At 64.3% G+C, this 23,289-nt stretch carries 24 protein-coding genes and 1 pseudogene; 12 read left to right on the forward strand and 13 right to left on the reverse strand.

What is annotated here, in order from left to right; genetic code table 11:
• Positions 1 to 3: 3 nt before the first annotated feature.
• Positions 4 to 321, reverse strand: coding sequence for a hypothetical protein (locus tag B2790_RS17940; protein WP_286101737.1), 318 nt, complete (start codon positions 319 to 321; stop codon positions 4 to 6).
• Positions 322 to 638: 317 nt separating this feature from the next.
• On the opposite strand from B2790_RS17940, the gene B2790_RS17945 reads away from it, so the two are divergent.
• Positions 639 to 2,387 carry a BCCT family transporter gene (locus tag B2790_RS17945; RefSeq protein ID WP_286919383.1) on the forward strand — a complete coding sequence of 583 codons (1,749 nt, stop codon included), beginning with the start codon at positions 639 to 641 and terminating at the stop codon, positions 2,385 to 2,387.
• A 92-nt stretch (positions 2,388 to 2,479) separates the two neighbouring features.
• Here the strand turns inward: B2790_RS17945 and B2790_RS17950 are convergent, their stop codons facing one another.
• Both B2790_RS17950 and B2790_RS17955 read right to left on the reverse strand, forming a co-directional pair.
• Complete coding sequence (locus tag B2790_RS17950; protein WP_286919384.1) at positions 2,480 to 2,620, reverse strand: hypothetical protein; 141 nt, start codon at positions 2,618 to 2,620, stop codon at positions 2,480 to 2,482.
• Between the two features lie 80 nt (positions 2,621 to 2,700).
• Complete coding sequence (locus tag B2790_RS17955) at positions 2,701 to 3,180, reverse strand: VOC family protein (RefSeq protein WP_085591580.1); 480 nt, start codon at positions 3,178 to 3,180, stop codon at positions 2,701 to 2,703.
• A gap of 271 nt (positions 3,181 to 3,451) precedes the next feature.
• Between B2790_RS17955 and B2790_RS17960 the strand changes: the two genes are divergently transcribed.
• Entirely contained in the window at positions 3,452 to 4,102 is a 651-nt protein-coding gene (locus tag B2790_RS17960; protein WP_085692793.1) for a TIGR04211 family SH3 domain-containing protein, read from the forward strand.
• A gap of 120 nt (positions 4,103 to 4,222) precedes the next feature.
• On the opposite strand, the gene B2790_RS17965 is transcribed toward B2790_RS17960, so the two are convergent.
• A complete protein-coding gene (locus B2790_RS17965; protein WP_046615461.1) occupies positions 4,223 to 4,495 on the reverse strand; it encodes a hypothetical protein in 273 nt (90 codons plus the stop codon).
• Between the two features lie 106 nt (positions 4,496 to 4,601).
• A complete protein-coding gene (locus B2790_RS17970) occupies positions 4,602 to 5,510 on the reverse strand; it encodes a LysR family transcriptional regulator (protein ID WP_003259239.1) in 909 nt (302 codons plus the stop codon).
• 124 nt (positions 5,511 to 5,634) lie between these two features.
• Here B2790_RS17970 and B2790_RS17975 point away from each other — a divergent pair, with 124 nt between their 5' ends.
• Both B2790_RS17975 and B2790_RS17980 read left to right on the forward strand, forming a co-directional pair.
• Positions 5,635 to 6,369: an SDR family NAD(P)-dependent oxidoreductase gene (locus B2790_RS17975; RefSeq protein WP_025338804.1), complete on the forward strand. Its 735-nt coding sequence runs from the start codon at positions 5,635 to 5,637 to the stop codon at positions 6,367 to 6,369.
• Between the two features lie 16 nt (positions 6,370 to 6,385).
• Positions 6,386 to 6,592 (forward strand): tautomerase family protein, encoded by a 207-nt coding sequence (locus B2790_RS17980; RefSeq protein ID WP_025338803.1) that lies wholly within the window; start codon positions 6,386 to 6,388, stop codon positions 6,590 to 6,592.
• Between the two features lie 23 nt (positions 6,593 to 6,615).
• Here the strand turns inward: B2790_RS17980 and B2790_RS17985 are convergent.
• Positions 6,616 to 7,479 (reverse strand): annotated as a pseudogene (locus B2790_RS17985) (LysR family transcriptional regulator); the annotation flags it as partial.
• A gap of 108 nt (positions 7,480 to 7,587) precedes the next feature.
• Here B2790_RS17985 and argC point away from each other — a divergent pair.
• Both argC and B2790_RS17995 read left to right on the forward strand, forming a co-directional pair.
• Positions 7,588 to 8,529 (forward strand): N-acetyl-gamma-glutamyl-phosphate reductase, encoded by a 942-nt coding sequence (argC, locus tag B2790_RS17990; protein ID WP_286919385.1) that lies wholly within the window; start codon positions 7,588 to 7,590, stop codon positions 8,527 to 8,529.
• A 79-nt stretch (positions 8,530 to 8,608) separates the two neighbouring features.
• Positions 8,609 to 9,295, forward strand: a complete 687-nt coding sequence (locus B2790_RS17995) for a GNAT family N-acetyltransferase (RefSeq protein ID WP_025338801.1) — start codon at positions 8,609 to 8,611, stop codon at positions 9,293 to 9,295.
• Between the two features lie 111 nt (positions 9,296 to 9,406).
• On the opposite strand, the gene B2790_RS18000 is transcribed toward B2790_RS17995, so the two are convergent.
• The 5 genes from B2790_RS18000 to B2790_RS18020 form a co-directional block, all read right to left on the reverse strand.
• The gene (locus B2790_RS18000; protein ID WP_286919386.1) at positions 9,407 to 10,162 is read right to left on the reverse strand and encodes an ABC transporter permease; all 756 of its coding nucleotides are present in this window, start codon (positions 10,160 to 10,162) and stop codon (positions 9,407 to 9,409) included.
• Positions 10,162 to 11,367, reverse strand: a complete 1,206-nt coding sequence (locus B2790_RS18005; RefSeq protein WP_085591593.1) for an ABC transporter substrate-binding protein — start codon at positions 11,365 to 11,367, stop codon at positions 10,162 to 10,164. The genes B2790_RS18000 and B2790_RS18005 overlap by 1 nt, the downstream gene beginning before the upstream one ends.
• A complete protein-coding gene (locus B2790_RS18010) occupies positions 11,354 to 12,175 on the reverse strand; it encodes an ABC transporter ATP-binding protein (protein ID WP_025338798.1) in 822 nt (273 codons plus the stop codon). The genes B2790_RS18005 and B2790_RS18010 overlap by 14 nt, the downstream gene beginning before the upstream one ends.
• Positions 12,172 to 13,236 (reverse strand): acyl-CoA dehydrogenase family protein, encoded by a 1,065-nt coding sequence (locus B2790_RS18015; RefSeq protein WP_286919387.1) that lies wholly within the window; start codon positions 13,234 to 13,236, stop codon positions 12,172 to 12,174. Before B2790_RS18015 ends, B2790_RS18010 begins: the two co-directional genes overlap by 4 nt.
• A gap of 99 nt (positions 13,237 to 13,335) precedes the next feature.
• Positions 13,336 to 13,896 (reverse strand): carboxymuconolactone decarboxylase family protein, encoded by a 561-nt coding sequence (locus tag B2790_RS18020; protein ID WP_003259243.1) that lies wholly within the window; start codon positions 13,894 to 13,896, stop codon positions 13,336 to 13,338.
• 102 nt (positions 13,897 to 13,998) lie between these two features.
• Here B2790_RS18020 and B2790_RS18025 point away from each other — a divergent pair, with 102 nt between their 5' ends.
• The gene (locus tag B2790_RS18025) at positions 13,999 to 14,910 is read left to right on the forward strand and encodes an AraC family transcriptional regulator (RefSeq protein ID WP_286919388.1); all 912 of its coding nucleotides are present in this window, start codon (positions 13,999 to 14,001) and stop codon (positions 14,908 to 14,910) included.
• A gap of 128 nt (positions 14,911 to 15,038) precedes the next feature.
• On the opposite strand, the gene B2790_RS18030 is transcribed toward B2790_RS18025, so the two are convergent.
• The gene (locus tag B2790_RS18030; protein ID WP_003259245.1) at positions 15,039 to 15,578 is read right to left on the reverse strand and encodes an RrF2 family transcriptional regulator; all 540 of its coding nucleotides are present in this window, start codon (positions 15,576 to 15,578) and stop codon (positions 15,039 to 15,041) included.
• A 258-nt stretch (positions 15,579 to 15,836) separates the two neighbouring features.
• Here B2790_RS18030 and B2790_RS18035 point away from each other — a divergent pair, with 258 nt between their 5' ends.
• Positions 15,837 to 17,039, forward strand: a complete 1,203-nt coding sequence (locus B2790_RS18035; RefSeq protein ID WP_286919389.1) for an NAD(P)/FAD-dependent oxidoreductase — start codon at positions 15,837 to 15,839, stop codon at positions 17,037 to 17,039.
• 234 nt (positions 17,040 to 17,273) lie between these two features.
• Positions 17,274 to 18,899, forward strand: coding sequence for a methyl-accepting chemotaxis protein (locus B2790_RS18040; protein WP_286919390.1), 1,626 nt, complete (start codon positions 17,274 to 17,276; stop codon positions 18,897 to 18,899).
• A gap of 134 nt (positions 18,900 to 19,033) precedes the next feature.
• On the opposite strand, the gene B2790_RS18045 is transcribed toward B2790_RS18040, so the two are convergent.
• Positions 19,034 to 20,440 carry a purine-cytosine permease family protein gene (locus B2790_RS18045; protein WP_025338792.1) on the reverse strand — a complete coding sequence of 469 codons (1,407 nt, stop codon included), beginning with the start codon at positions 20,438 to 20,440 and terminating at the stop codon, positions 19,034 to 19,036.
• Between the two features lie 317 nt (positions 20,441 to 20,757).
• Between B2790_RS18045 and B2790_RS18050 the strand changes: the two genes are divergently transcribed.
• From B2790_RS18050 to B2790_RS18060, 3 genes are all read left to right on the forward strand, one after another.
• The gene (locus tag B2790_RS18050) at positions 20,758 to 21,243 is read left to right on the forward strand and encodes a flavin reductase family protein (protein WP_003259250.1); all 486 of its coding nucleotides are present in this window, start codon (positions 20,758 to 20,760) and stop codon (positions 21,241 to 21,243) included.
• A gap of 75 nt (positions 21,244 to 21,318) precedes the next feature.
• On the forward strand, positions 21,319 to 22,359 hold the full coding sequence (locus B2790_RS18055) for an LLM class flavin-dependent oxidoreductase (protein ID WP_025338791.1): 1,041 nt from the start codon (positions 21,319 to 21,321) through the stop codon (positions 22,357 to 22,359).
• A 283-nt stretch (positions 22,360 to 22,642) separates the two neighbouring features.
• Positions 22,643 to 23,239: an amino acid synthesis family protein gene (locus B2790_RS18060; protein WP_003258678.1), complete on the forward strand. Its 597-nt coding sequence runs from the start codon at positions 22,643 to 22,645 to the stop codon at positions 23,237 to 23,239.
• Positions 23,240 to 23,289: the final 50 nt, after the last annotated feature.

A 23,289-nucleotide genomic window follows, 5' to 3' on the forward strand; every position in this document is an offset into this window, starting at 1 on the left:
CACTCAGCCGGGCATTTCTGCCCGCGCACGCTCGGCGGCGCCGTGGAACACCTGGCGCACTTCCTCGGCCTTGACCTTGCTGACCGACCTGGCAGCCAGCAGCTCGTCGACCACGCGCAAGCCCTGTTCCAGGGCGGTGGCCAGTTGCTCGCGGTCGGAGGCGTCAGCGACATCACCCAGATAAGGAGCGATGAGATACACGTAACGGTCCTGCAGCTTGAGCGCTTCCAGCGCGTCGAGGGCTTTCTGGAACCGATCGGCAGCGGCAGGGCTCATGCTCAATTTATCGAAATGAATCAGGCTCACACGGTCAGTGGCCATTTGGACGAATCTCCGTTTCCTGGTACGGCCAGGCCCACAAGCAGCAGCGCTTCTACGGTGCTCGGATGTGCAGGCCCGGGGAATGCCCATCAGGTTACCAGAACGCGAAGCAGAAAGGGCCATCGCCCCCAGAACTAAAAGTATTTGGCAGGTCGCGTAATGGACGCCCCGGGGCGTTATCGGGACAGGAGCTGCCGTTTCGTGCGCAGGATAATCCCGCCAGCAATCTCCTCGCCGAGGCAGTCATCGAACTCGGTAGCCCACACAAAACTACAAGCCTGCACCAGCCGGTAAGCCAGAAAGGGGCCTCATCATTCATGGCAAAGGAACACATCACCGAAACGCTCGACCTTGGCGTGACGGACCCCTCGAAAACCGCAGAAGCACGCCAGGACCGGCGTTTCGAGGGCAAGCTCGACTGGATCGTCTTTGGTTTCACCAGCCTCCTGGCAATCGCTTTCGTCCTCTGGGGCTTCCTCAACCAGGCCAGCCTCGCCAGCAGCGCCTCCGGCGCGCAATCCTGGGTCATTCTCAACTTCGGCTGGTTCTTCGTGCTCACCTCCACCCTGTTCGTGGTGTTCGTGCTGTGGCTGGCGGCCAGCCGTTACGGCCGGGTCCCGCTGGGCCGTGATGGCGAACAGCCAGAATTCCGTACGGTGTCGTGGGTGGCGATGATGTTCAGCGCTGGCATGGGCATCGGCCTGATGTTCTTCGGCGTTGCCGAACCGCTGTCGCACTATGTGTCGCCACCGCCCGGGACGGCCACCGGGCAGTCCAGCGAAGCGATGCAGGTGGCCATGGCCACCACGCTGTTCCACTGGACCCTGCACCCCTGGGCCATGTACGCCATCGTCGGCCTGGTGATTGCCTATGGCACCTTCCGCCGCGGCCGCTCGCAGCTGATTTCCGCCGCCTTCCGGCCGTTGATCGGCAAGCATGCCAACGGCCCGCTCGGCCGCCTGATCGACATGATGGCGATCTTCGCCACGCTGTTCGGCTCGGCGGCCTCGCTGGGCCTGGGCGCGCTGCAGATCGCCGGAGGCCTGGAATACAACGGCTGGATCGAAAGCCCCGGCAAGCTGTTCTACATCTCGATCATCACCCTGCTGACCATCGCCTTCGTCACCTCGGCGGTGTCGGGCATCGGCAAGGGCATCCAGTGGCTGTCCAACACCAACATGGTGCTGGCACTGGTGCTGGCGCTGTTCGTGTTCATGGTCGGCCCGACCCTGCTGATGCTCAACCTGCTGCCAACCTCGATCGGCATCTACGTCAAGATGCTGCCGGAAATGATGGCCCGCACCAACGCCAGCGGCGGTGAGCAGATGAACAGCTGGCTGGCCGGCTGGACCGTGTTCTACTGGGCCTGGTGGATTTCCTGGACGCCGTTCGTGGGCATGTTCATTGCTCGCATCAGCCGCGGCCGCACCATCCGCCAGTTCGTTACCGGGGTGCTGCTGGTACCGAGCCTGGTCAGCCTGGTGTGGTTCACCATCTTTGGCGGCGCGAGTATCGACGCCCTGCGCGAAGGCGCCTTCCAGCTGGCCAATGGTGCGGTCAACAGCAACCACGCGCTGTACCAGTTGCTGGACAGCTACCCGCTGGCCTCGGCGACATCGGTGCTGGTGATGGTTCTGGTGGGTATCTTCTTCGTTTCCGGTGCCGATGCGGCCTCGCTGGTGATGGGCACACTGTCGGAACACGGCACCACCACTCCATCGCGACGTACGGTGATCTTCTGGGGTGCGCTGACCGGTACTGTTGCGGCGATCATGCTGGCAATCGGCGACCCGCGCGACCCCGGCGAGGCGCTGACCGGCCTGCAGAACCTGACCATCGTCGTGGCCCTGCCGTTCGTGGTGGTGATGGTGCTGCTGTGCCTGGCGCTGTACCGCGACCTGCGCAAGGACCCGATGATGCTGCGCCACCTGCGCGGCAACGAACTGATCGAGAAGGCCGTGCTGTATGGCGCGGTGAAGCATGGCAAAGAGTTCTACATCGTGGTGCAGGAGAAGAAGACTTCGGCCAAGCCGGCGTCGGCAGAGGCCGAAGTGACCGGCAACTGATCGGGCAAGCCTTTGGAACCGGGGCTGCCTTGCAGCCCTTCGCGGGCATGCCCGCTCCCACAGGGACCGCGAAGCGGTCCCGGGTTGCCCAATCAATCGCGCAGGAAGCTTTCCTCGAACGGGTAATGGGTCAACAGCTCATACCCGTCCTCGGTCACCAGCAACTGGTTCTCCAGCTTGATCCCGTCACGGCCGCCCACTTCGCCCACATAGGCCTCCACGCACAAGGCCATGCCCGGCTGCAGTTCGCCTTCGTAGTCATAGGACTCGAGGTCTTCCGGGTAACGAATGCTCGGGTACTTTACTGCCGTAATCAGCCCTTCAACGCCGCCTCTATCCTGGCCACATCGATCTTGCCCATCTGCATCATGGCCTCGAACGCCCGCTTGGCCGCTGCCCGGTCGGGGTGCCCGATGGCTTCGATGAGGATGCGCGGGGTGATCTGCCACGAAATCCCCCATTTGTCCTTGCACCAGCCGCAGACGCTGGCCTCGCCGCCATTGCCGACAATGGCATCCCAAAAGCGGTCGGTCTCGGCCTGATCCTCGGTGCTGACCTGAAATGAAAACGCCTCGCAGTGCGTGAAGGCCTTGCCTCCATTGAGCCCCACGCAGGGAATGCCCATGACGGTGAATTCGACCGTGATCACGTCGCCCTCCTTGCCCGACGGGTAATCACTCGGCGCCTTGTGCAGCGCGATTACCTTGCTGTCGGGGAAGACACTGGCGTAGAAGTTCGCTGCCTCTTCGGCATCATTGTCGTACCAGAGGCAGATGGTGTTCCTGGCAGTCATGGCCTTGCTCCATGAATGAATGTGAGCTCCTGAGTCTAGCCCCGGCAAGCAGGGTGAATTCACAGGATCGACAAGGGGTACTCCACGACATTTTCCTCATTGGCAATGCAGCAAAGCCAAGCCGGGCCCTGCAACATCCTGCAGACATTTCCGACGTCAGGTAGTGAACCCGCCTACAAAAAAACGGTCTTTCGCTGACGGTCAACTCACCGACCGGTTCATCGGCCCAGTCACCGGGCCTACTTTTGTCCTGTTTCAGCGAAGACCCAACATGCCCGATTCCCGCCCAACTGCTTCCGCCCTCACTGCCCTGCGCGGCGGCCTGATCGCCACCTTGGTGGCCCTTGCCGCACCGGTGCACGCCGAAGAGCCTGCCAGCGACGCACGCTGGGTCAGCGACAGCCTGAGCACCTATGTGCGCAGCGGCCCCACCGATGGCCACCGCATTGTCGGTACGCTCAAGTCCGGGCAGAAACTGACCCTGATTGGCAGCCAGGGCAACTACAGCCAGGTGCGCGGGCAGAACGGCGATGTGGTGTGGATCCTCAGCAACGACCTGCAGTCGGTGCCAGGCCAGAGCGAGCGCCTGCCGCAGCTCGATGCCCAGGTCGCGGACCTGACCGGGCAGTTGAAGAACATCGACGACAGCTGGAAGAGCCGCGTGCAGGGCATGCAGGAAACCCTGGATTCACGCAAGAAGCTGATCGACGAACTGGAGGCGCGCAACAAGGCGCTGAATGAACAGCTCGACCAGAGCCAGTCGCAGCTGCGCGATACCCAGGCCCGCCTGGGGGACGAGAACAAGCAGGTTATGATGCGCTACATGGTGTATGGCGGCAGCATTGCCGGCGCGGGCTTGCTGGCGGGGCTGATCTTGCCGGCGCTGACCCGTGGGCGCAGGAAGAACGATCGCTGGTTCTGACTGGGCTTTCCTGCACTGGCCTCTTCGCGGGTAAACCCGCTCCCACAGGTACCGCGCTGGCCTTGAGCCTGTTGGAGATGCTGTGGGAGCGGGTTTACCCGCGAAAGGGCCAGGAAGCGCTTACCTGCTACGTGCCTTGTTGTAGATAGTCTTGGCCAGGTCGGCCGAGGCTTGACACTGAGTCATATCACCCTTGCTCTGAGCATCCTTGGCATTTTGCAGGTGGACTTTGAAGTCATGGGCCATGCCGCCATGCATTGCCTGGCCACTGGCCTTGTCGAAATCCTCAAGTTCCTTGATCTTGGCCGCACAGTTGCTCGCCGGGTCTGCGTGTGCGGCAAAACTGAGGACCGAGGCAATCACCAGCAAGGGTATGCATTTCGTGGATTTCATGGAGCGTTCTCCTGGAAAACCTGAAGGGTCGTCGAGATGACATTGGCTCGACGCAGCAAACAGCATAGTCGGCCATACGCCCCGACGCCTCGCCTCAGCCCGGGGGCTATGCCCCCTCGGCAAACAGGAAATCGATGAACACCCGCACCCGCAGCGGCATGTGCCGGGCCTGGGGGTAGATCAGCATGAACGGCCGCGAAGTGCCGCCGAACTCGGCGAGCACTTCCACCAGTTCGCCACTGGCCAGTGCGTCCTGCACGGTAAAGCGATAAGCCTGCATCAGCCCGCCGCCGTGGCGCACCAGCGTGGCGGTGGCGAGGAAGTCGCCCAGGCAGGTGAACCCACCCTGGGTTTCGATCTCCACCTGCTGGCCATCCTGAAGGAAGCTCCACGGCGGGCGGCGACCACTGCTGGGCAGTTCGAACTGGATGCACTCATGTTGCAGCAAGTCGTGCGGTGTTCGTGGCGTGCCGGCACGGGCCAGGTAGCCCGGCGTGGCCACCACCACCAGTTCGGCATCTTCCAGGCGACGCGCCACCAGCCGCGAATCGGCCGGCTCGCGACCACGAATGGCCAGGTCGAACGGCTCCTCGGCAAAGTCGACGTTGCGGTTGCTGACATGCACATCCACCTGCACCTTTGGGTAACGCTGGCGAAACCGCGGCAGCAGCGGCAACAGCCGATGATGAGCATAGGGCGTGGGTGCACTGATACGCAGGCGGCCGCTCGGCTCGACCTGCCCGCCCGTGACCTGGCGCTCGGCCTCGACCAGTTGTCCCAGTGCCTGCCGACATTGCTGGTAATAGGCCTGGCCGGCTGCGGACAGGCGCATCTGCCGGGTGGTGCGGACGAACAGGCGCACGCCCAGGCGCTCTTCGAGGCGTGCCACGCTGCGGCTGACCGCCGCCGGTGTAACGCCGGCCTCCGTGGCCGCAGCAGTGAAGCTGCCGCTGTCGGCGGCCAGGCAGAACAGTTCCAGGCTACCCAGTTGCAGATCGTCGAAATGGCGGGTCATGAAAGCTCGATTGATTACATGATGTATCGATTGAAATGCCCCGCGCCTCATTTTTCAAGTGCTGATTGCAACCTACAGTGGCTTCACACCGAGCCCATGGCTCACTTCACTGGAGATCATGCACATGAACACGCCACGCACCGTCATCATTACCGGGGCCTCGAGCGGCCTGGGTTTCGCCCTGGCCGAGGCCTTCCTCGAACGCGGCGACAACGTGGTCGGCAACGCCCGCAGCCAAGCCCGCCTTGAGCAAGCCGCCGCCCGCCTCGGCAACCCATCGCGCTTCATCGGCGTGGCTGGCGACATCGCCGAGCCGGGCACGGCGCAGCGCCTGTTCGCCAGCGCCGAGCAAGCCTTTGGCGGGGTCGACCTGCTGATCAACAACGCCGGCATCTTCATTGCCAAGCCATTTGCCGAGTACAGCGAAGCGGATGTCGACGCCCTGGTCGGTACCAACCTCAAGGGGTTCTTCTACCCGGCCCAGGAAGCCGCGCGGATCATGACCAGGCAAGGGCATGGGCAGATCATCGCCATCACCGCCTCCATCGCCTTGCAACCGGACACCCGTGTGCCGGCCCTGCTGCCGGTACTGGTCAAGGGTGGCCTGAACCAGGCGGTGAAAGGCCTGGCACTGGAACTGGCGGCAAGCGGCGTGCAGGTGAACGCGGTGGCGCCGGGGATCATCGAAACACCGCTGCATGGCGGCAACACACAAGGCATGGGCGCGCTGTCACCCAGTGGCCGCACCGGCTTGCCACAGGATGTCGTGGATGCAGTGTTGTACCTGGCCGACTCACGCTTCGTCAGCGGCGTGATCCTGCCGGTGGATGGCGGTAGCACCGCTGGCACCTGGCACTGACAGAGGAGCGAGAACCATGCCCTATGTCCATATTCGCGTGACCGATGAAGGCGTGAGCGCTGAGCACAAGCGCCAGCTGATCGAACAGACGACCCGCATGCTGCAGCAGGTGCTGGGCAAGCCGCCGGCCAGTACCTTTGTGGTGATCGAGGAGGTGCCGACCGATAACTGGGGGGTTGGCGGGGAGACAGTGACCGCGCTGCGGGCCCGAGAGCGGGGGTGACCCCAGGGGCCGCCCCGCGGCCCAATCGCCGGCAACACATACCCCGTGGCCCGCTCCACCTGCCCTTCCCGGCAGGCAATGCCCAGTTGCCGCCACAACCCCGGCCGCAGCGGCCGGCGGGCAATGCGCCGGTCCAGCTCGGCCGACTCCCCCTCCTGCGGCAGCAGCGTCGCCCCATACCCAGCCCCGACCAGGCTCTTGATCGCATCGTTGTAGTTCAGCTCGATTCGCGGCTCGGGGTACAACCCCGCTGCCGCGAACCACTCGCCGGTCACCCGCGAAAGCTGGGTGCTGCTGTCGTTGAGGATCAACGCCCGCTGCGCCAGCCAGGCCGGCGTGACCTTGGCCGGTGGCTGCCAGTCGGCCGGCACGTAGGCCAGGATCGGGTCGCGCCGCCAGGGCGTAACCGCAAGCCCTTTGCCGGCCACCTGTGGCAAGGCCACCAGGCCGATATCCAGCGTGCCCTCGCGCAAGCGCGCCAACGAGGCCTGGGAGGTCAGCACCTGTACCTGCACATCGATCCCCGGGTGCACCGTACGCAGGTGCTCCAGCGCCTGCGGCAGCAGGTGGGCGATAGCGCCGGTGGAAGCGCCCAGGCGCACCCGGCCGGTCAGGCCCTCGACCTGTCGGCGCACTTCATCCAGCGCAAGGTCGGCGTCGGCCAGCAGGCGACGGGCACGGGCCAGCAGGGTTTCGCCGATGACCGTGGGCCGCACCTGACCGCGTGTGCGGGTAAGCAACGGGGCGCCGATGCGCGCCTCCAGCTCGGCCACGTGCAGGCTGATGGTGGGCGGTGCCAGGTTGAGCTGGCGAGCGGCTTCGGCAAAGGAGCCCAGGTCGGAGATGACCACCAGGGTGCGGAGGCGATCGAGGCTGATTTCGCGCATGGGCCAAACTCATTCAGAAAAGATGAATATATCGATCATCATATTCAAATTTTCTTTACCAGAGCCACAAGCGAGCATAGGCCATCCCTCCCCGACCGGACTTCGACCATGCACACCCCTGTTGTCTTCATCGACGGTGACCAAGGCACCACCGGCCTGCAGATCCATGCCCGCCTGCAAGGCCGCAGCGATCTGCGCCTGCTGACCCTGCCCGAAGCCGAGCGCAAAGACCCGCAACGGCGCCGCGAGGCAATCAACAGCGCCGACATCGCCCTGCTGTGCCTGCCCGACGATGCCGCCCGCGAGGCCGTGGCGGCGATCAACAACCCGCAAGTGCGGGTGATCGACGCAAGCTCCGCGCACCGCACCAGCCCAGGCTGGGTCTATGGCCTGCCGGAGCTCGACGAGCAGCAAGCCGAGCGCATCGCGCACAGCAAGCGCGTCAGCAACCCCGGCTGCTACCCCACCGGCGCCATTGCCCTGTTGCGCCCACTGGTCAAGGCCGGCCTGCTGCCAGCGGATTACCCGCTGAACATCCACGCCATCTCCGGCTATTCCGGTGGTGGTCGCGCCGCAGTCGAACGGCATGAACAGCCCGCCGCCGGCAAAACCCCGGCCCTGCAACTGTACGGCCTGGAACTGGCGCACAAGCACGTGCCGGAAATCCAGCAGCACGCCGGGCTGTCGGCGCGGCCGATGTTCATGCCCGGCTACGGTGCCTACCGCCAAGGCATCGTGCTGAGCATCCCACTGCAGTTGCGCCTGCTGCCCGGCCAGGTCAGTGCTGAACAGCTGCAGGCCTGCCTGCAGCAGCACTACCAGGGTGCCTGCCACGTCCAGCTGATGCCCCTGCACCAGCACGGCGCAGCGCCGAACCTCGACCCCGAGGCGTTGAACGACAGCAACGACCTGCGCCTGGCGCTTTACGCCAACCCTGAGCATGGCCAGGTGCTGCTGACCGCAGTGTTCGACAACCTCGGCAAAGGTGCCTCCGGTGCGGCGGTGCAGAACCTCGACCTGATGCTCGGTGCATTGCAGATACAAGGCTGATCGGCAAAACCGGTTAGACTGTACAGCCCGCGCCCGCATGGCGCGGGCCGTCCATCTACCCGCCGGAGCCTGCCCCCCGATGTTCATCCTGAGCCGCCTCGACAGCGTGCCGCCTGAATCTTTCCAGAACCAGATCCGCGAACTGGTGATCCACCACGTCGGCGAACTGAGCAGTGTCGCCATCAGTGCCGACAACCCGCTGTACCCGCTGTACCAGTACGGCGTCGGCATGGAGGTGCACCAGTACCTGCAAGCACTGGACGGCACCCGCGGCCTGGCCGTGACGCTAACCCTGGCGCTGGATGCAGAGGCACCGGACCAATTGCTGGGGTTTGCCCTGTCGCTGCCGGCCGAGGACGACGAACAGGCGTGCGCCCTGGCGTTCCTGGCCGTGCGCGCCAGCCATCGTCGCCAGGGCATCGCCCGCGCCCTGCTGGGCGACCTGCAGGCACGCCATGCCTGCGTCGAGCTGAATGCCTTTGCCAGCCAGGTACCGTGGTTCGAGGCGATGGGCATGCAGGTGGTGGCCGCCAACGGGCCGCAGGTACTGATGAGCAGTACCGGGCGGGCTAGCGGCGCGCTGATAGGACGGCTGGATATTGCGCCGATCTACCAGACGGCGGAAGTGATGCAGATCCATACCTACCTGCTCAACCAGCAGGGTGAGGATGCGATGATCGAAGCGGAACAGATGCGGGATGAGCGGCTGGACGAACTGACCGCTCAGGCCCAGGAGTGTGTACGGCAGCGCAAGACCGTGCATTGACCCAAGGGCCTGTTCGCGGGCTCGCCCGCTCCCACAGGGATATCACAAGGCCAAAGGGCGGTGGGATACCTGTGGGAGCGGGCAAGCCCGCGAAGAAGCCCCACTGGCCCCTCAGCCATGCACCCAACGCCGATGCAGCCCACGCGCCAGGGCATCCAGCACAAACCCCAGCACCCCGATCAGCAGCACCATCGCCATCAGCTCGGAATACGCCAGCCGGTCGCGGGTATCGAGAATGAAGTAACCCAGCCCCGCACTCACCCCGAGCATTTCGCACGGCACCAGCACGATCCACAGGATGCCGATGGCCAGGCGCACGCCGGTCAGCACATGGCCGATCACCCCGGGCACGATCACCTTGCACAAGGTCTCCCGGCGCGTGGCACTCAAACTGCGGCTCAACTGCAACCAGCGCGGGTCCAGCTGCCTTACCCCGGCCGCCGTGTTCAGCAAGATCGGCCACAACGCGGCAAACGCCAGCAGGAAGTAGATAGGCTGGTCCCCCACGCCCATCAGCATCACCACCACCGGCATCCACGACAGCGGCGAGATCATGCGCAGGAACTGGAACGCCGGCGTGGTTGCGGCCTCCAGGTGCCGGTAGCTGCCCACCAGCAAACCCAGCGGCACGCCAATCAGCAGCGCCAGCAGCAGCCCGATCAGGATACGCTTGAGGCTGACCCAGATATGCCCGTACACCTCGCCCTGGCCCAGCAACTCGATCAGGCTGGCCAGGGTCGCTGCCGGCGAAAAGCGCGCCGACAGGCCATCGGCCTGGCCGAACAGCGCGACACCGGCCCACCACAACAGCAACAAACCCAGCAACCCGGCCAGCCCCAGGCCGGCATGAACGACATGCGTGCGCATCAGACCGCGAACTCCTCGCTACGCTCGAAGTTATCGGCAATGCCGAACACCGACGGCCCGCCAACGCTGGCGATGGCGTTGCGCACGAAGCGGTCGTCGACCAGGTCGCGGGCGGTCTGTGCCGGGTCCAGGCCGGCCAGGAACGCGCTGTCGCCCTCGATCAGGGTGGTTTTCAAGCGCTTGACCAGCTCTTCGGTGTAGCTGGGGAACGGGTAAGGCTGGAAATCGATGCGCTTTTCGTCCCACTGCTGGTGGCGAATGGCGCCACTGGCAATGTAACCGGCACGGTCCTCGGCGGCCGGGGCCAGCACTTTGCCGAGCACCGCAGGTTCATGCGGGGTGTACTTGTTGGGGCCGGCCTTGGACAACAATGCGGCGGCCTCGGCGCGGTGGTCACGGGTCCAGTGCTGGGCCTTGACGATGGCGTTGACCACCTTCTGCGACCACTCCGGGCGGTTGTTCAGGTCGTGCTCGTGCATGAACACCACGCAGCAGGCGTGGTTGCGCCACACATCGCCGGTAAAGCGCTGCACGCGGCCAACCTTGAGGTTCTCGGCCAGGGCGTTGAATGGCTCGGCGACGATATAGCCAGCGATGCGTTTGCTGGCCAGCGCCGGCGGCATGTCGGACGGCGGCAATACCAGCAGGTTGACTTCGTTGCCGGCCAGCGGCGCATTGGCCGGCTTCGACACCGGGGTCAGGCCGTTGTCGTTGAGCATCTGTTGCAGCACCACGTTGTGGATCGAGTACCAGAACGGGATGGCCACGGTCTTGCCGCCCAGCTGTTTCATGTCGCTGATGTCCGGGGCCACGGTCAGGCCTGAACCGCCCACGTGGTTCCAGGCCACCACCTTGGCCGGCACCTTGCTGCCGTAGCGGGCCCATACGGTCATCGGCGACAGCAGGTGGATGACGTTGACCTGGCCGGAGATGAACGCCTCGATCACCTGCGCCCAGCTGCGCAGCAGCACTGGGCGCTCGGCCTTGATGCCTTCGGCCTCGAACAGGCCGTTGTTGTGCGCCACCAGCAGTGGCGTGGCGTCAGTGATCGGCAGGTAGCCGATACGCACTGGCGCGTCCGGTTCGGCGGCGGCACGGGCCTGCAGGCTCGACAACAACGGCAGTGCTCCGGCGGCCGTGAGCATGGCGCCGAGCTTGAGGAAATCGCGACGCGAAGAAGAGGAACAGCAGTCATCCATGCACATGGACAGCCTCCGAGGGCAACGGGGTTGGGGTTGGTTCGACTGTGCGGCTTGCCCGCCGAAGGGTTTTGAGGATTTCGATGCGCAAGGCGCCCAGTTCCTCGACCCGCTGCGTCCGTGGTTGCGGCAGGTCGATGCGCCACTGGCCGAGGGTATGCGCTGGGTGGTTGCCCAGTAGCAAAACCCGGTCGGACAGCAGCAGGGCTTCGTCGATATCGTGGGTGATCAGCACCGCCGCCGTGTTGTGGGTGGCGATCAGTTGCAGCAGCAGTTGCTGCATGTCGGCCCGGGTCACTTCATCCAACGCGCCGAACGGCTCGTCGAGCAACAGCACTTCGGGCTGGCGGGCCAGGCAGCGGGCCAGCGCGGTGCGCTGGGCCATGCCGCCGGACAACTGCGCCGGGTACTGGCCGCGAGCATGGGCCAGGCCCACGGCAGCAATCGCATGGTCGATGCGTGCGCGGCGTTCGGCGGCGGCGAGTTTTGGCTGGCGGGCGAAGTCCAGGCCGAAGGCGACGTTCTTCTCCAGGCTCAGCCAGGGCAACAGGCTCGGGTCCTGGAAGGCCACCGCCAGGCGTGGGTGCGGGCCCTGCAGCGGCTGGCCGTGCAGGGTCACGCTACCACCGCGGGGCTGCTGCAGGCCGGCCAGTACCCGCAGCAGGCTGGACTTGCCGACCCCGCTGGGGCCGAGGATGGTCACCACTTCGCCGGGTGCCAGCTGCAGGTCGAACTGCGCCAGCACCGCCTGCCAGCCACCCTCGCGCGGGTAGCCCAGGCTGATGTCGCGGGCTTCGAGCAACACTTGGCTCATACCGCGCCCGCCTGGCGTTGCAGTTCGGCGCGCAGTTGCACCAGGCTGGGCGTGACGATCGGCACGAAGGCCGACTCGCGCCAGCGGCGGGCAAAGCCTTCGCCATACTCGCTGAGGTAGGCCTTGCCACCACTGGCCTGCAACTCCAGTTGCACGGCGTCGGCAGCGCTTTCGGCCAGGGTGATGCGCAGCTTGAACAAGGCTGCCGGCTGCTCCTGGAAGCGGCCATCGAGCAGGCCCTGCTTGAGCTCGCTCACGGTGTTTTCCAGGCGCTCGCCGAGCACCTGACGTGCTTCGTCGAGGAACGAGGCACGGCCATGCAGGTGTGCCTGCACTTCCGCCAGCGCCCGCCGCGCCAGGCCAATGGCCATGCCGCACTGCAGCGCCAGGAACGCCGGGCGTACCCGGGGCAGGAACTCACGGGCATTTTCGTGCAGCAACCAGCCACGCTGCAATTGCACCTGGTGGAAGGCCAGTGCCGCGGTGTTGCTCGACTGCAGGCCCATCAGTTGCAGGTCGTCGGAGCGCTCCAGGCCCTGCGCGTCGGACGGAATGGCCAGCACGAACGGTGCACCGCCGGCTTCGTCTTCGATAGCCGCCGCCACCACGAAGCCGCTTTTGCGCAGGTTGGTCACCCAGTGCAGGCGCCCTTCCAGCTGCCAGCCATCAGCTTGCGGGCGCCCGCGCACCTGCAGCGCTTCGATGCCGGACAGGAACTTCATGGCGTTGGACAGCCCAGTGGCGCCGGCCAGTTCGCCAGTCAGCAGGCGCGGCAACAGGCGCTCGCGCAGTGGCTGGTTGGGGCTGTGCAACAGGTATTCGATGAAGGCGCGCTGGCCCCAGCAGACGAACGCCGCTGCCAGCGAGCGGCTGGCGATTGCGGCAATGGCCTCGACCGCGTCGGTCACCTGCCCGCCCGTGCCGCCCAGGGCCGGGTCGACACCTACCCGCAGCAGCTGCGATTCGGCGATTTGCGCCAGCACCAGCTGCGGCTCGCACTGGCCCCGGTCAATGGCCTCGGCATTGGCATCCAGCCAGTGTCGAAATGCACAATCTTGCATGGTCTTGCTCCTTTGAAAACGCCGGGGCCGCTTGGCGGCCCATTCGCGGCACAAGGCCGCTCCTACAACGATCGCGGTACGACCGGTGTCACGCGCGGATCATGCAGAAGGTTGCCAGCGGTACTTGCCGAGCTCGTCATTGAGCGGCGTCTGGGCGAACACATTAGCAAAGTTGCACAGGGTTGCGAGGCTCACGCCCAGAATCACCTCCAAGGCGTTGCCTTCGCTGAAACCGGCTGCGCGGAAGGCCTGGTAAGTGGCCTCGCTGACATTGCCACGGGTGGCGATGACTTCGCGGGCGAACGCGGCCAGGGTTTCATACCGGGCATCGGGCAGCTCGCCACGGGCACGCAGGGCATCGACCACCTCCTGCGGCAGCTTGGCCTTGTTCAGGGCCACGGCCGTGTGGCCGGCCACGCAGAAGTCACAGCCATGCTGGGTGGCGGCAATCAGCTGCACCACTTCACGCTCGGCCAGGCTAAGTTCGGCTTTGCCGTTGAGTGCCGAAACGGTCACGTAGGTTTCCAGCGCCGCCGGGGCATTGGCCAGCACGCCCAGCAGGTTGGGGATGAAGCCGGAATTCTTCTGGGCGTTCTCGAGGAACGGACGGGCCGCTTCCGGGGCGCTCTGCAGCGTGTGTAAAGTAATGCGCGAGGACATGGAGTGGTCTCCTTTGATGGGTGTCACTACAGTCTGTTGGTTATAAGAATTACCCTCCATATTCATCAGTCGCCTTTCCTTGCTCTTGAGTCTTTGCATTAGATGATTTCGTCCAGCCACCTTGTCGATTGGTTATTAGAGGGCCTGGAGCTCGATGCCAGCCTGTTTCATGTGGGCCGCTACTGCGGCGGCTGGCACGCCAGCACCGAAGGCATGGGCCGGGCCAGTTTCCACCTGGTGGTGCAAGGGCATTGCTGGCTGCACATCGACGGCCAGCCCGAGGCACTGCGCCTGGAGGCCGGCGATGCGGTGTTCCTGCTGCGCGACCTCGGCTATCGCCTGGCCAGCGACCAGGACCCGGCCAGTGCCTGCGCCCAGCCACGCCAGCACATGCAGCCCATGGACGCCGATGCGGTCGATGGCGTGGGGCTGGTATGTGGTTTCTTCCACTTCAGGCCGGGCTTGTCGGCGCTGATTGTCGACGGCCTGGCCGACTGGATATTGCTGCGCGCCGATGAACCGTCCGGGCATGCGGCGCGGGCGTTGTTCGAGCTGATCCTGGAGGAATGCCGGCGCGCCACCGGGCCGTCACAGGCGTTGCTGGAGCGGCTGACGCACTTGTTGTTCCTGTATGTGCTGCGCCAGCAGGTGCATGCCGGGCAATCGCTGGGCGGGCTGGTCGCCCTCGCCCGGCAACCGGCGTTTGCCGGGTTGCTGGAGCAGTTGATCGAGCAACCGGGGCAAGCGTGGACGCTGGAAAGCATGGCCACCTGCACCGGGTTGTCGCGGTCGGCGTTTTTCAAGCGTTTCAATGAACTGGCGGGACAGTCGCCGGGGCAAGTACTGCTGGCGTTGCGCATGCGCCATGCCAGCCAGTTGCTGCGGGCGGGGCATACCGTGGAGCAGGTGGGGGCACAGGTGGGGTATCAGTCGGTGGCGGCATTTACCCGGGCGTTCGCCAAGGCGGTGGGGGTGCAGCCGGGGGCGTATCGGCGGCAGCATGAGGGGCGCTGAACGCGTTATTTCTGTACCGGCCTCTTCGCGGGCTCGCCCGCTCCCACAGGTACCCCACAGATTTCAGCAATTGTGCGATTCCTGTGGGAGCGGGCAAGCCCGCGAAGAGGCCGGCACTGGCAGCAGATTCAGACCTGACTGACCGGAATATCCCCTGCCCCTTTGCCCTCCCGCCGCTCACCCATCCAGGCATTGACCTTCTGCCCGAACTCGGCCGGCGCCTTGCGCCCGAACCGCCGCGCCAGATCAAGGATGGTCTGCTGCGCCAAGGCCTCTTCCATGCGCTTCTGCGCACCCAGCATCACCGCATGGATCGCGCAGGTGCCCTCGGTCGCCCAACCCGGCGGCGAACCCTCGAACAGGCTGCAACGCTCGCGAACTTCGCGGCAGTCGAAGATCTTCTTTGGCCCATCGATGGCATTGACGATATCCAGCACGGTGATTTCATCCGACGGCCGCGCCAGTCGGAAGCCGCCACGCACGCCCTCGGTGGCGGCCACCAGCCCGGCACGAGCCAGCTTGGTAAAGACCTTGGCCAGGTACTCCTGCGGTACACCCTGCAACTCCGCCAGGTCGCGCACGCTGGACTCGCGCGAGTCGCCCCGCTCGTCCACCAGGAACAGCAGGCAATGGATACCGTATTCGACGCCAGCACTGTAGAGCGACATATCTATCTCCGACCAATCTTGTCGCAAATAATACGCCGATAGCATCCGCACCGCAAAGCGCAAAGCTGCCGCCGGTCGGCCTTGTTTTTCCCTTAAGCCCAGTAAATACAGCTATTCGAGCCGCGAAATGGTGATGCGGAGTGTCGGCATGTGGAAAAAAAGACTTGCACGCACAAACTACGATCAATACAGTCGTAGTTATTCGAGAGGCACACAACCCGCCCTCGAAGCCCCTTTCGAACCTTGCGGAGCACCTTCATGAAATCGAACATCCTCATCATCGGTGCCGGCTTTGCCGGTGTATGGAGCGCCTTGAGCGCTGCGCGCCTGCTCGATCAGGCCCAGCGTGCCGACATCAACATCAGCGTCCTCGCTCCACAGCCTGAACTGCGCATCCGCCCGCGCTTCTACGAGGCTGACGTGCACGGCATGAAGGCCCCGCTGGGCGAGCTGTTCGAAGCCGTGGGCATTCACTTCATCCCGGGCAACGCCGACAGCATCGATACCGAAGGGCGCAGCGTCAGCTACACCGACGCCCAGGGGCACCGGCAACAGATCGCCTACGACCGCCTGATCCTTGCCGCCGGCAGCCAGGTCGCACGCCCGGCAGTGCCTGGCCTGGCCGAACATGCATTCGATGTCGACCAGATGGAATCGGCCATGCGCCTGGAACAGCACCTGGTCGGCCTGGCCACCCTGCCCGCTTCGCCTGCACGCAACACCGTGGTGGTCTGCGGTGGTGGCTTCACGGGTATCGAAACCGCTACGGAAATGCCTGCCCGCCTGCGTGCCATCCTCGGCGCCAGTGCAGCGGTGCGGGTGGTGGTGGTCGACCGTGGTGCGCAAGTTGGTGCGGCGCTGGGCGCCGGTATCACGCCGTCGATCATCGCCGCCTGCGAACAGGCCGGGGTCGAGTGGAAGGCGGGGGCTTCGGTGGTGGCTGTCGATGCCGGCGGCGTTACCCTGGACAATGGCGAGCATATCGCCAGCAACACCGTGATCTGGACCGTTGGCGTGAAGGCCAGCCCGTTGACCGCACAGGTTGCCGGCGAGCGCGACAACTTCGGCCGGCTGAAAGTGGACGGCCACCTGAAGGTGCTGGGCCAGGACCATGTGTACGCCACGGGCGACACCGCCTGGGCCGCTGTGGACGAACTGGGCAACCACGCCCTGATGACCTGCCAGCACGCCATCCCCATGGGCCGCCACTCCGGCAACAACGCCGCGGCCGACCTGCTCGGCCTGCAGCCGGTGGTGTACCGCCAGCCCAAGTACGTCACCTGCCTGGACCTGGGCGAATGGGGCGCGACGTTCAGCGAGGGTTGGGAGCGCGAACTGAAGCTGCACGGCCAGGAAGGCAAAGACCTCAAGCGCCAGATCAACTCGGTGTGGATCTACCCGCCAGCGGCTGATCGCGCCTTGGCACTGGCCGCTGCCGACCCGCTGATCGCGATCGTCTGACCGCAGCAAACTGACAAAACCGCCACCTGTTGGCGGTTTTGTCTTTTGATGTCATGACATGAAATGACTGTCCGAAAATGATGGCCATATGGCATCATTCAAATCAAAAAGAATTCAAGAGGGTGAAGCACACAACTTAATCCGCAGCGCTTCCAGAGCCTGGCGCCACACCCGGTGACCCGGCCATCCGCCCAAGCTCCTGAGGGCCTGCACGCCACCGTCAAGGAGGATGTCATGCAATTAAGGAATTTGAAGATCGGCATTCGCGCTGCCTGCGTGTTCGCCCTGTTGGGTATCCTGGTCCTGTTCATGGGCCTTGCCGCACTTTATGAAACCCGGCAGATGGACAAGGCCACGGACGAAATCCGGGTCAACTGGATGCCCGCCGTGGTGGCCCTGAGCGAAATCAGCAGCAACCTTGGCCGTGCCCGCGCCCTCACCCTGCGTACCGCACTGGACGACAACCCCAGCGAACGCAGCCGCAACCTGCAGTTGCTCGACGACACCAATGCCGAGATGAAGGATGGCCTGAAGGCATACGAAGGTACCATCACCGCCGCCGATGACCGCGCCCTGTTCGACACCTTCAATAACGCGCACCAGCAATACCTCGAGCTGCAAGCACGCGTACTGAAGGACATTGTTGCTGGCCGCATGGAAGCCGCCAGGCAGCAGATCAACGGCCCCCTGACCCAGCGCGCCGACAGCATGATGCAGGCCATGGCGGCGCTGATCGCCTACAACGGCAAAGGTGCCGAACAGGCCTCGCAGCGCAGCAGCGACGTGGCTGACGAAGCGTTCACCGCGATCATTGTCTCGCTGCTGGTGATCATGCTGGCCCTGGTCGCCATTGCCACCATGCTCACTCGCAGTATCGTCGTGCCGCTGGCCGATGCGGTGAGCGTGGCCGAACGCGTGGCGACCGGCGACCTGACCCAGGACATCCGTGTAATCGGCCGCGACGAACCAGCCTTGCTGCTGCGTGCCCTGGGCCGCATGCAGGGCAGCCTGCGCGACACCATCCGCAAGATCGCCGCCTCGTCCGACCAGTTGGCCTCGGCTTCGGAGGAACTGCACACCGTCACCGAAGACACCAGCCGCGGCCTGCACCAGCAAAGCGCGGAGATCGACCAGGCGGCCACCGCCGTCAACCAGATGACTGCGGCGGTCGAGGAAGTGGCGAACAATGCCGTCAGCACCGCCGACGCCTCGAAGGGCGCCGACCAGACCACCCGGGATGGCCGCGACCGGGTCAACCAGGCACTGGCGTCCATCCACCATCTGGTGGCTGACGTGACCGGTACCTCGACCGAGATCGAACAGCTGGCCAACAATGCCAACGAGATCAGCCGCGTGCTGGACGTGATTGGCGCGATTGCCGGGCAGACCAACTTGCTGGCGCTGAATGCCGCCATCGAAGCGGCCCGCGCCGGCGAGGCGGGCCGTGGCTTTGCCGTGGTGGCCGATGAGGTACGCGCCCTCGCCCACCGTACCCAGCAGTCGACCGCCGAGATCGAGCAGATGATTGCCGGGATCCAGAACGGTACCGAGCGGGCGGTGACGGCGATGCACAGCAGCCAAGGCCGCGCCAGCGGCACGCTGGAGGTGGCGCAAGGCGCCGGTCAGGCGCTGGAGGTGATTGCCGAGGCGATTGCCTCGATCAACCAGCGCAACCTGGTGATTGCAAGCGCCTCGGAGGAACAGGCGCAGGTGGCGCGGGAGGTGGACCGCAACCTGGTGAACATTCGCGACCTGGCGATGCAGACATCGGCGGGGGCCAACCAGACCAGTGCGGCGGCGCAGGATCTGTCGCGGTTGGCGGTGGACCTGAATGGCCTGGTGGCGCAGTTCAAGGTTTGAGCTGAAATAGCCGGGGCCACATCGTGGCCCTTCGCGGGCATGCCCGCTCCCACAGGGAGCTGCACTACTCCTGTGGGAGCGGGCGTGCCCGCGAAGGGGCGCAACGCGACCCCAATACCTGCAACTACTCTCTATCAGTCATTGACACTCACAACCCGCCCCGCCTTCTCGGCAGCCTTGCCCCGGGTCGCCAGGCAGTAATACAGCGGCACCGTCACCAGCAAGCCGAACAGCCACGACAGGTCAGCCCCTTCGACAATATTGGAATACGGCCCCACATACAGCGACGTATTGGCAAACGGCAGCTGCACCAGGATGCCGCAGGCATAGGCAATGATCGCGTGGTGGTTGAAGCGGCCATAGATGCCGCCGTCGGCACTGAAGATCGAGGCGATGTCGTACTGGCCCTTCTTGATCAGGTAGAAGTCGATCAGGTTGATCGACGCCCACGGCACCAGCACCAGCAGCAGTGCCAGGATCAGGCCGATGAACTGGCCGATGAAGTCCGCCGAGGCATTCAGCGCGACCATGCCGCAGCCCACCAGAATCACCGCAGCCAGCACCACCCGCACCTTGATGCTCGGCGTCCACTCGGCGATGAAGGTCTGGATCGCGGTCACGATCGACAGCACCGCGCCATACAGGTTGAGGGCGTTGTGGCTGATGATGTTGAGCAGGAACAGCACCATCAGGATCGGGCCCAGCCAGCCGGTGGCCTGCTTGACCGCGTCCATCGCATCGGTGCCTTCCGGCACGCACAGCACCGCCACCGCACCAAAGCTGAAGCACAGGATGGTGCCCAGGGTAGCGCCGAAGTAGGTGGCCCAGAACGGCTTGGCAATGCCCACTTCACGCGGCAGGTAGCGCGAGTAGTCGGAGGTATACGGCGAGAAGCTGATCTGCCAGATGGTGCCCAGCGACACGGTGGCGATGAAGCCCGACAGGTTGAACGCGCCACGGCTGAAGAAGTCGGCCGGCAGTTCCTGGGCGAACATCATGATGAAACCGGCCAGCAACGCCGAACCCATCACCCAGGTACCGATGCGGTTGAGGATGTGGATGAAGCGGTAGCCGATCACGCCAATGGCGGTGGCACTCAGCGCACCGATCACGATCGCGCCCGGCATCGGCACGCTCGGGGTGATGCCGTGGATGGTCTTGCCCGCCAGGACGATGTTGGAAATGAAGAAGCCGACATAGATCAGCGCGGTGAAGAACACGATCAGCAAGGCGCCGTAGCGGCCGAACTGGCCACGGCTCTGCACCATTTGCGGAATGCCCAGCTGCGGTCCCTGCGCAGAAGCAAGGGCAATGACCACGCCCCCGACCAGATGGCCCAGCACGATGGCGACCAGGCCCCACAACAGGTTCAGGTGGAACACCTGGACCACCATGGCGCCGGTGACGATGGGCAGTGGCGCGATGTTGGTACTGAACCAGAGGGTGAACAGGTCGCGCGCCTTCCCGTGGCGCTCGGCAGGTGGAACGTAATCGACCGTGTGATTCTCGACAAACTGGTGTTGCGACGACGGTTGGGACATAGGATTCAGCTCGAAAGGTCGTTTTTATCTTTGTAAGGAAACCGCATCTAGGCGGCCTCTCAGCTGCGGACCATATTATGGTATTCCAAGCTTTTGACAACACTGATCCGTAGGAAAAAACGCCCACTGATCCGCTCGCGCAACCCCTGCGGCAAACCGCCTCACCGCTCAAAGCCACGTTATACAAGGGCTTGAGCCGTTCATCGCGCAATACCCTCGCTTGAAAATTCCGCTTGCAAAATAGGTATTACGGTATACCATCAGACACATCAACGATAAAAACCGCGGACCACCGCAGCCCTATAGAGGTACACCAGATGATCGACGCAACCGTCTACAAGCATGTCCTGGGCTCCTTCCCGTCCGGCGTTACCGTCATCACCACCCTGGACGACGATGGTTCGGTCGTCGGCCTGACCGCCAGCGCCTTCTCCTCCCTGTCGATGGACCCGCCGCTGGTGCTGTTCTGCCCCAACTACACCTCCGACTCCTACCCCGTGCTGATCAGGCAGAAGCGCTTCGCCATTCATCTGTTGTCCGGTGAACAGCAGGCCGAAGCCTATGCGTTCGCCAAGAAGGGCAAGGACAAGGCCAGTGGCATCGAGTGGTCCCTGAGCGAACTGGGCAACCCGATCCTGGCCGGTGCCACCGCGGTCATCGAATGCGAACTGTGGCGCGAATACGAAGGTGGCGACCACGCCATCATGGTCGGCAAGGTGCACAACCTGATCGTCCCTGAAGAGGCGCCACGGCCGATGGTGTACTGCCGCGGCAAGATGGCCAGCCTGCCGGCCTTTGCCTGAAGCCTATTCTGAATCGAGACCGCTGGTGCCAACCCTGCCAGGCGCCAGCCCCTTTCAAGCGTTGAGGAAAGCCCCATGAAATTTTCGTTGTTCGTGCACATGGAACGTTGGGATGAACAGGTCAGCCACCGCCAGCTGTTCGAAGACCTGACCGAACTGACCCTGATGGCCGAGAACGGCGGTTTCAGCACCGTGTGGATCGGCGAACACCACGCCATGGAATACACCATTTCGCCAAGCCCGATGCCGCTGCTGGCCTACCTGGCTGCGCGCACCGACAAGATCCGCCTGGGCGCCGGCACCATCATCGCGCCGTTCTGGAACCCGATCCGCGTGGCGGGCGAATGCGCCCTGCTCGATGTGATCAGCAATGGCCGCATGGAAGTGGGCCTGGCGCGTGGCGCCTACCAGTTCGAATTCGACCGCATGGCAGGCGGCATGCCGGCCACCGACGGCGGCAAGGCCCTGCGCGAAATGGTGCCGGTGGTGCGCAAGCTGTGGGAAGGCGACTACGCCCATGACGGCGAAGTCTACAAGTTCCCCACCTCCACCAGCGTGCCGAAGCCGTTCAACGCCACCCCACCGATGTGGATCGCCGCCCGCGACCCGGACTCGCACAACTTCGCCGTGGCCAATGGCTGCAACGTCATGGTCACCCCGCTGATGAAGGGTGACGAGGAAGTGCTGGACCTGAAGAACAAGTTCCAGGCTGCCCTGGACAACAACCCGGGCGTGCCACGCCCGCAACTGATGGTGCTGCGCCACACCCACGTGCACAGCCCGGCCGAGCCGGAAGGCTGGAAGGTCGGCGCCCAGGCCATCTCGCGCTTCTACCGCACCTTCGATGCCTGGTTCGGCAACAAGACCACCCCGGTCAACGGCTTCCTCGAGCCGAGCCCGGAATCGAAGTTCGCCGAAGTGCCGGCGTTCGAGCTGGAGAACATCCGCAAGAACACCATGATCGGCACGCCGGAAGAGATCATCGCGCGTATCAAGTACTACCAGGAGCTTGGCGTCGACGAGTTCAGCTTCTGGTGCGACAACAGCCTGCCCCACGCCGAGAAGAAGAAATCGCTGGAGCTGTTCATCAAGGAAGTGGTGCCGGCGTTCGCCTGATTTCCCATTACCTGAAACATTGCGGGACGCGCCCGCTCCCGTGGGCCCTGTGGCCCGCGTGAGCGGGCTTTTTTTTTCAGGGACAGCACAGGCCATGAATGCCGTGCGATCCCTGTGGGAGCGGGCGAGCCCGCGAAAAGGCCAGCACAGAAACCACAGGAATCAAGGCATCAGGCCACCTTTCGTCCCCTCGCAAGAGAAATTTCCAGCCACCTCTTGCACAACAAATATTATGGTATACCATCAGACAACAAGAGCTGATAACCCTCACCAGGAGCCACCCATGAGTTTCGAAATCCGCAAGATCGTCACCTACTCCGAAGAGACCCGCATCGAAGGCGGCAAGGCCACCGACAAGCCGGTGACCATGGTCGGCCTGGCCGTCGTGATCAAGAACCCATGGGCCGGTCGCGGTTTCGTTGAAGATCTGAAGCCGGAAATCCGTGCCAACTGCTCGGACCTGGGTGCCCTGATGGTCGAGCGCCTGACTGCAGCCATCGGCGGCGCCGACAAGATCGAAGCCTACGGCAAGGCCGCAGTCGTCGGTGCCGACGGCGAAATCGAACACGCCTCGGCGGTGATCCACACCCTGCGCTTCGGCAACCACTACCGCGAAGCGGTACAGGCCAAGAGCTACCTGAGCTTCACCAACAAGCGCGGCGGCCCGGGCACCTCGATCCAGATCCCGATGATGCAGAAGGACGACGAAGGCCTGCGCTCGCACTACATCACCCTGGAAATGCAGATCGAAGATGCCCCGCGCGCCGATGAAATCGTCGTGGTCCTGGGCGCCTCCGACGGCGGCCGCCTGCACCCGCGCATCGGCAACCGCTACATCGACCTGGAAGAACTGGCTGCCGAAAAAGCCAACGCTCAATAACAACAACCAAGACGGGCCGGGGCGTGGCGTGCTTACCCGCCGCGCCCGAC

It is taken from the genome of Pseudomonas sp. UBA6753 (assembly GCF_002453565.1).
GTDB classification, from domain to species: Bacteria; Pseudomonadota; Gammaproteobacteria; order Pseudomonadales; family Pseudomonadaceae; genus Aquipseudomonas; species Aquipseudomonas putida_Z.

Excerpts from the sequence above, each read along its gene's own strand:
- B2790_RS17940 (WP_286101737.1), bottom strand. The coding sequence starts at position 321 with ATGGCCACTGACCGTGTGAGCCTGATTCATTTCGATAAATTGAGCATG.
- B2790_RS17945 (WP_286919383.1), top strand. The coding sequence starts at position 639 with ATGGCAAAGGAACACATCACCGAAACGCTCGACCTTGGCGTGACGGAC.
- B2790_RS17950 (WP_286919384.1), bottom strand. The coding sequence starts at position 2,620 with ATGGCCTTGTGCGTGGAGGCCTATGTGGGCGAAGTGGGCGGCCGTGAC.
- B2790_RS17955 (WP_085591580.1), bottom strand. The coding sequence starts at position 3,180 with ATGACTGCCAGGAACACCATCTGCCTCTGGTACGACAATGATGCCGAA.
- B2790_RS17960 (WP_085692793.1), top strand. The coding sequence starts at position 3,452 with ATGCCCGATTCCCGCCCAACTGCTTCCGCCCTCACTGCCCTGCGCGGC.
- B2790_RS17965 (WP_046615461.1), bottom strand. The coding sequence starts at position 4,495 with ATGAAATCCACGAAATGCATACCCTTGCTGGTGATTGCCTCGGTCCTC.
- B2790_RS17970 (WP_003259239.1), bottom strand. The coding sequence starts at position 5,510 with ATGACCCGCCATTTCGACGATCTGCAACTGGGTAGCCTGGAACTGTTC.
- B2790_RS17975 (WP_025338804.1), top strand. The coding sequence starts at position 5,635 with ATGAACACGCCACGCACCGTCATCATTACCGGGGCCTCGAGCGGCCTG.
- B2790_RS17980 (WP_025338803.1), top strand. The coding sequence starts at position 6,386 with ATGCCCTATGTCCATATTCGCGTGACCGATGAAGGCGTGAGCGCTGAG.
- argC (WP_286919385.1), top strand. The coding sequence starts at position 7,588 with ATGCACACCCCTGTTGTCTTCATCGACGGTGACCAAGGCACCACCGGC.
- B2790_RS17995 (WP_025338801.1), top strand. The coding sequence starts at position 8,609 with ATGTTCATCCTGAGCCGCCTCGACAGCGTGCCGCCTGAATCTTTCCAG.
- B2790_RS18000 (WP_286919386.1), bottom strand. The coding sequence starts at position 10,162 with ATGCGCACGCATGTCGTTCATGCCGGCCTGGGGCTGGCCGGGTTGCTG.
- B2790_RS18005 (WP_085591593.1), bottom strand. The coding sequence starts at position 11,367 with ATGTGCATGGATGACTGCTGTTCCTCTTCTTCGCGTCGCGATTTCCTC.
- B2790_RS18010 (WP_025338798.1), bottom strand. The coding sequence starts at position 12,175 with ATGAGCCAAGTGTTGCTCGAAGCCCGCGACATCAGCCTGGGCTACCCG.
- B2790_RS18015 (WP_286919387.1), bottom strand. The coding sequence starts at position 13,236 with ATGCAAGATTGTGCATTTCGACACTGGCTGGATGCCAATGCCGAGGCC.
- B2790_RS18020 (WP_003259243.1), bottom strand. The coding sequence starts at position 13,896 with ATGTCCTCGCGCATTACTTTACACACGCTGCAGAGCGCCCCGGAAGCG.
- B2790_RS18025 (WP_286919388.1), top strand. The coding sequence starts at position 13,999 with ATGATTTCGTCCAGCCACCTTGTCGATTGGTTATTAGAGGGCCTGGAG.
- B2790_RS18030 (WP_003259245.1), bottom strand. The coding sequence starts at position 15,578 with ATGTCGCTCTACAGTGCTGGCGTCGAATACGGTATCCATTGCCTGCTG.
- B2790_RS18035 (WP_286919389.1), top strand. The coding sequence starts at position 15,837 with ATGAAATCGAACATCCTCATCATCGGTGCCGGCTTTGCCGGTGTATGG.
- B2790_RS18040 (WP_286919390.1), top strand. The coding sequence starts at position 17,274 with ATGCAATTAAGGAATTTGAAGATCGGCATTCGCGCTGCCTGCGTGTTC.
- B2790_RS18045 (WP_025338792.1), bottom strand. The coding sequence starts at position 20,440 with ATGTCCCAACCGTCGTCGCAACACCAGTTTGTCGAGAATCACACGGTC.
- B2790_RS18050 (WP_003259250.1), top strand. The coding sequence starts at position 20,758 with ATGATCGACGCAACCGTCTACAAGCATGTCCTGGGCTCCTTCCCGTCC.
- B2790_RS18055 (WP_025338791.1), top strand. The coding sequence starts at position 21,319 with ATGAAATTTTCGTTGTTCGTGCACATGGAACGTTGGGATGAACAGGTC.
- B2790_RS18060 (WP_003258678.1), top strand. The coding sequence starts at position 22,643 with ATGAGTTTCGAAATCCGCAAGATCGTCACCTACTCCGAAGAGACCCGC.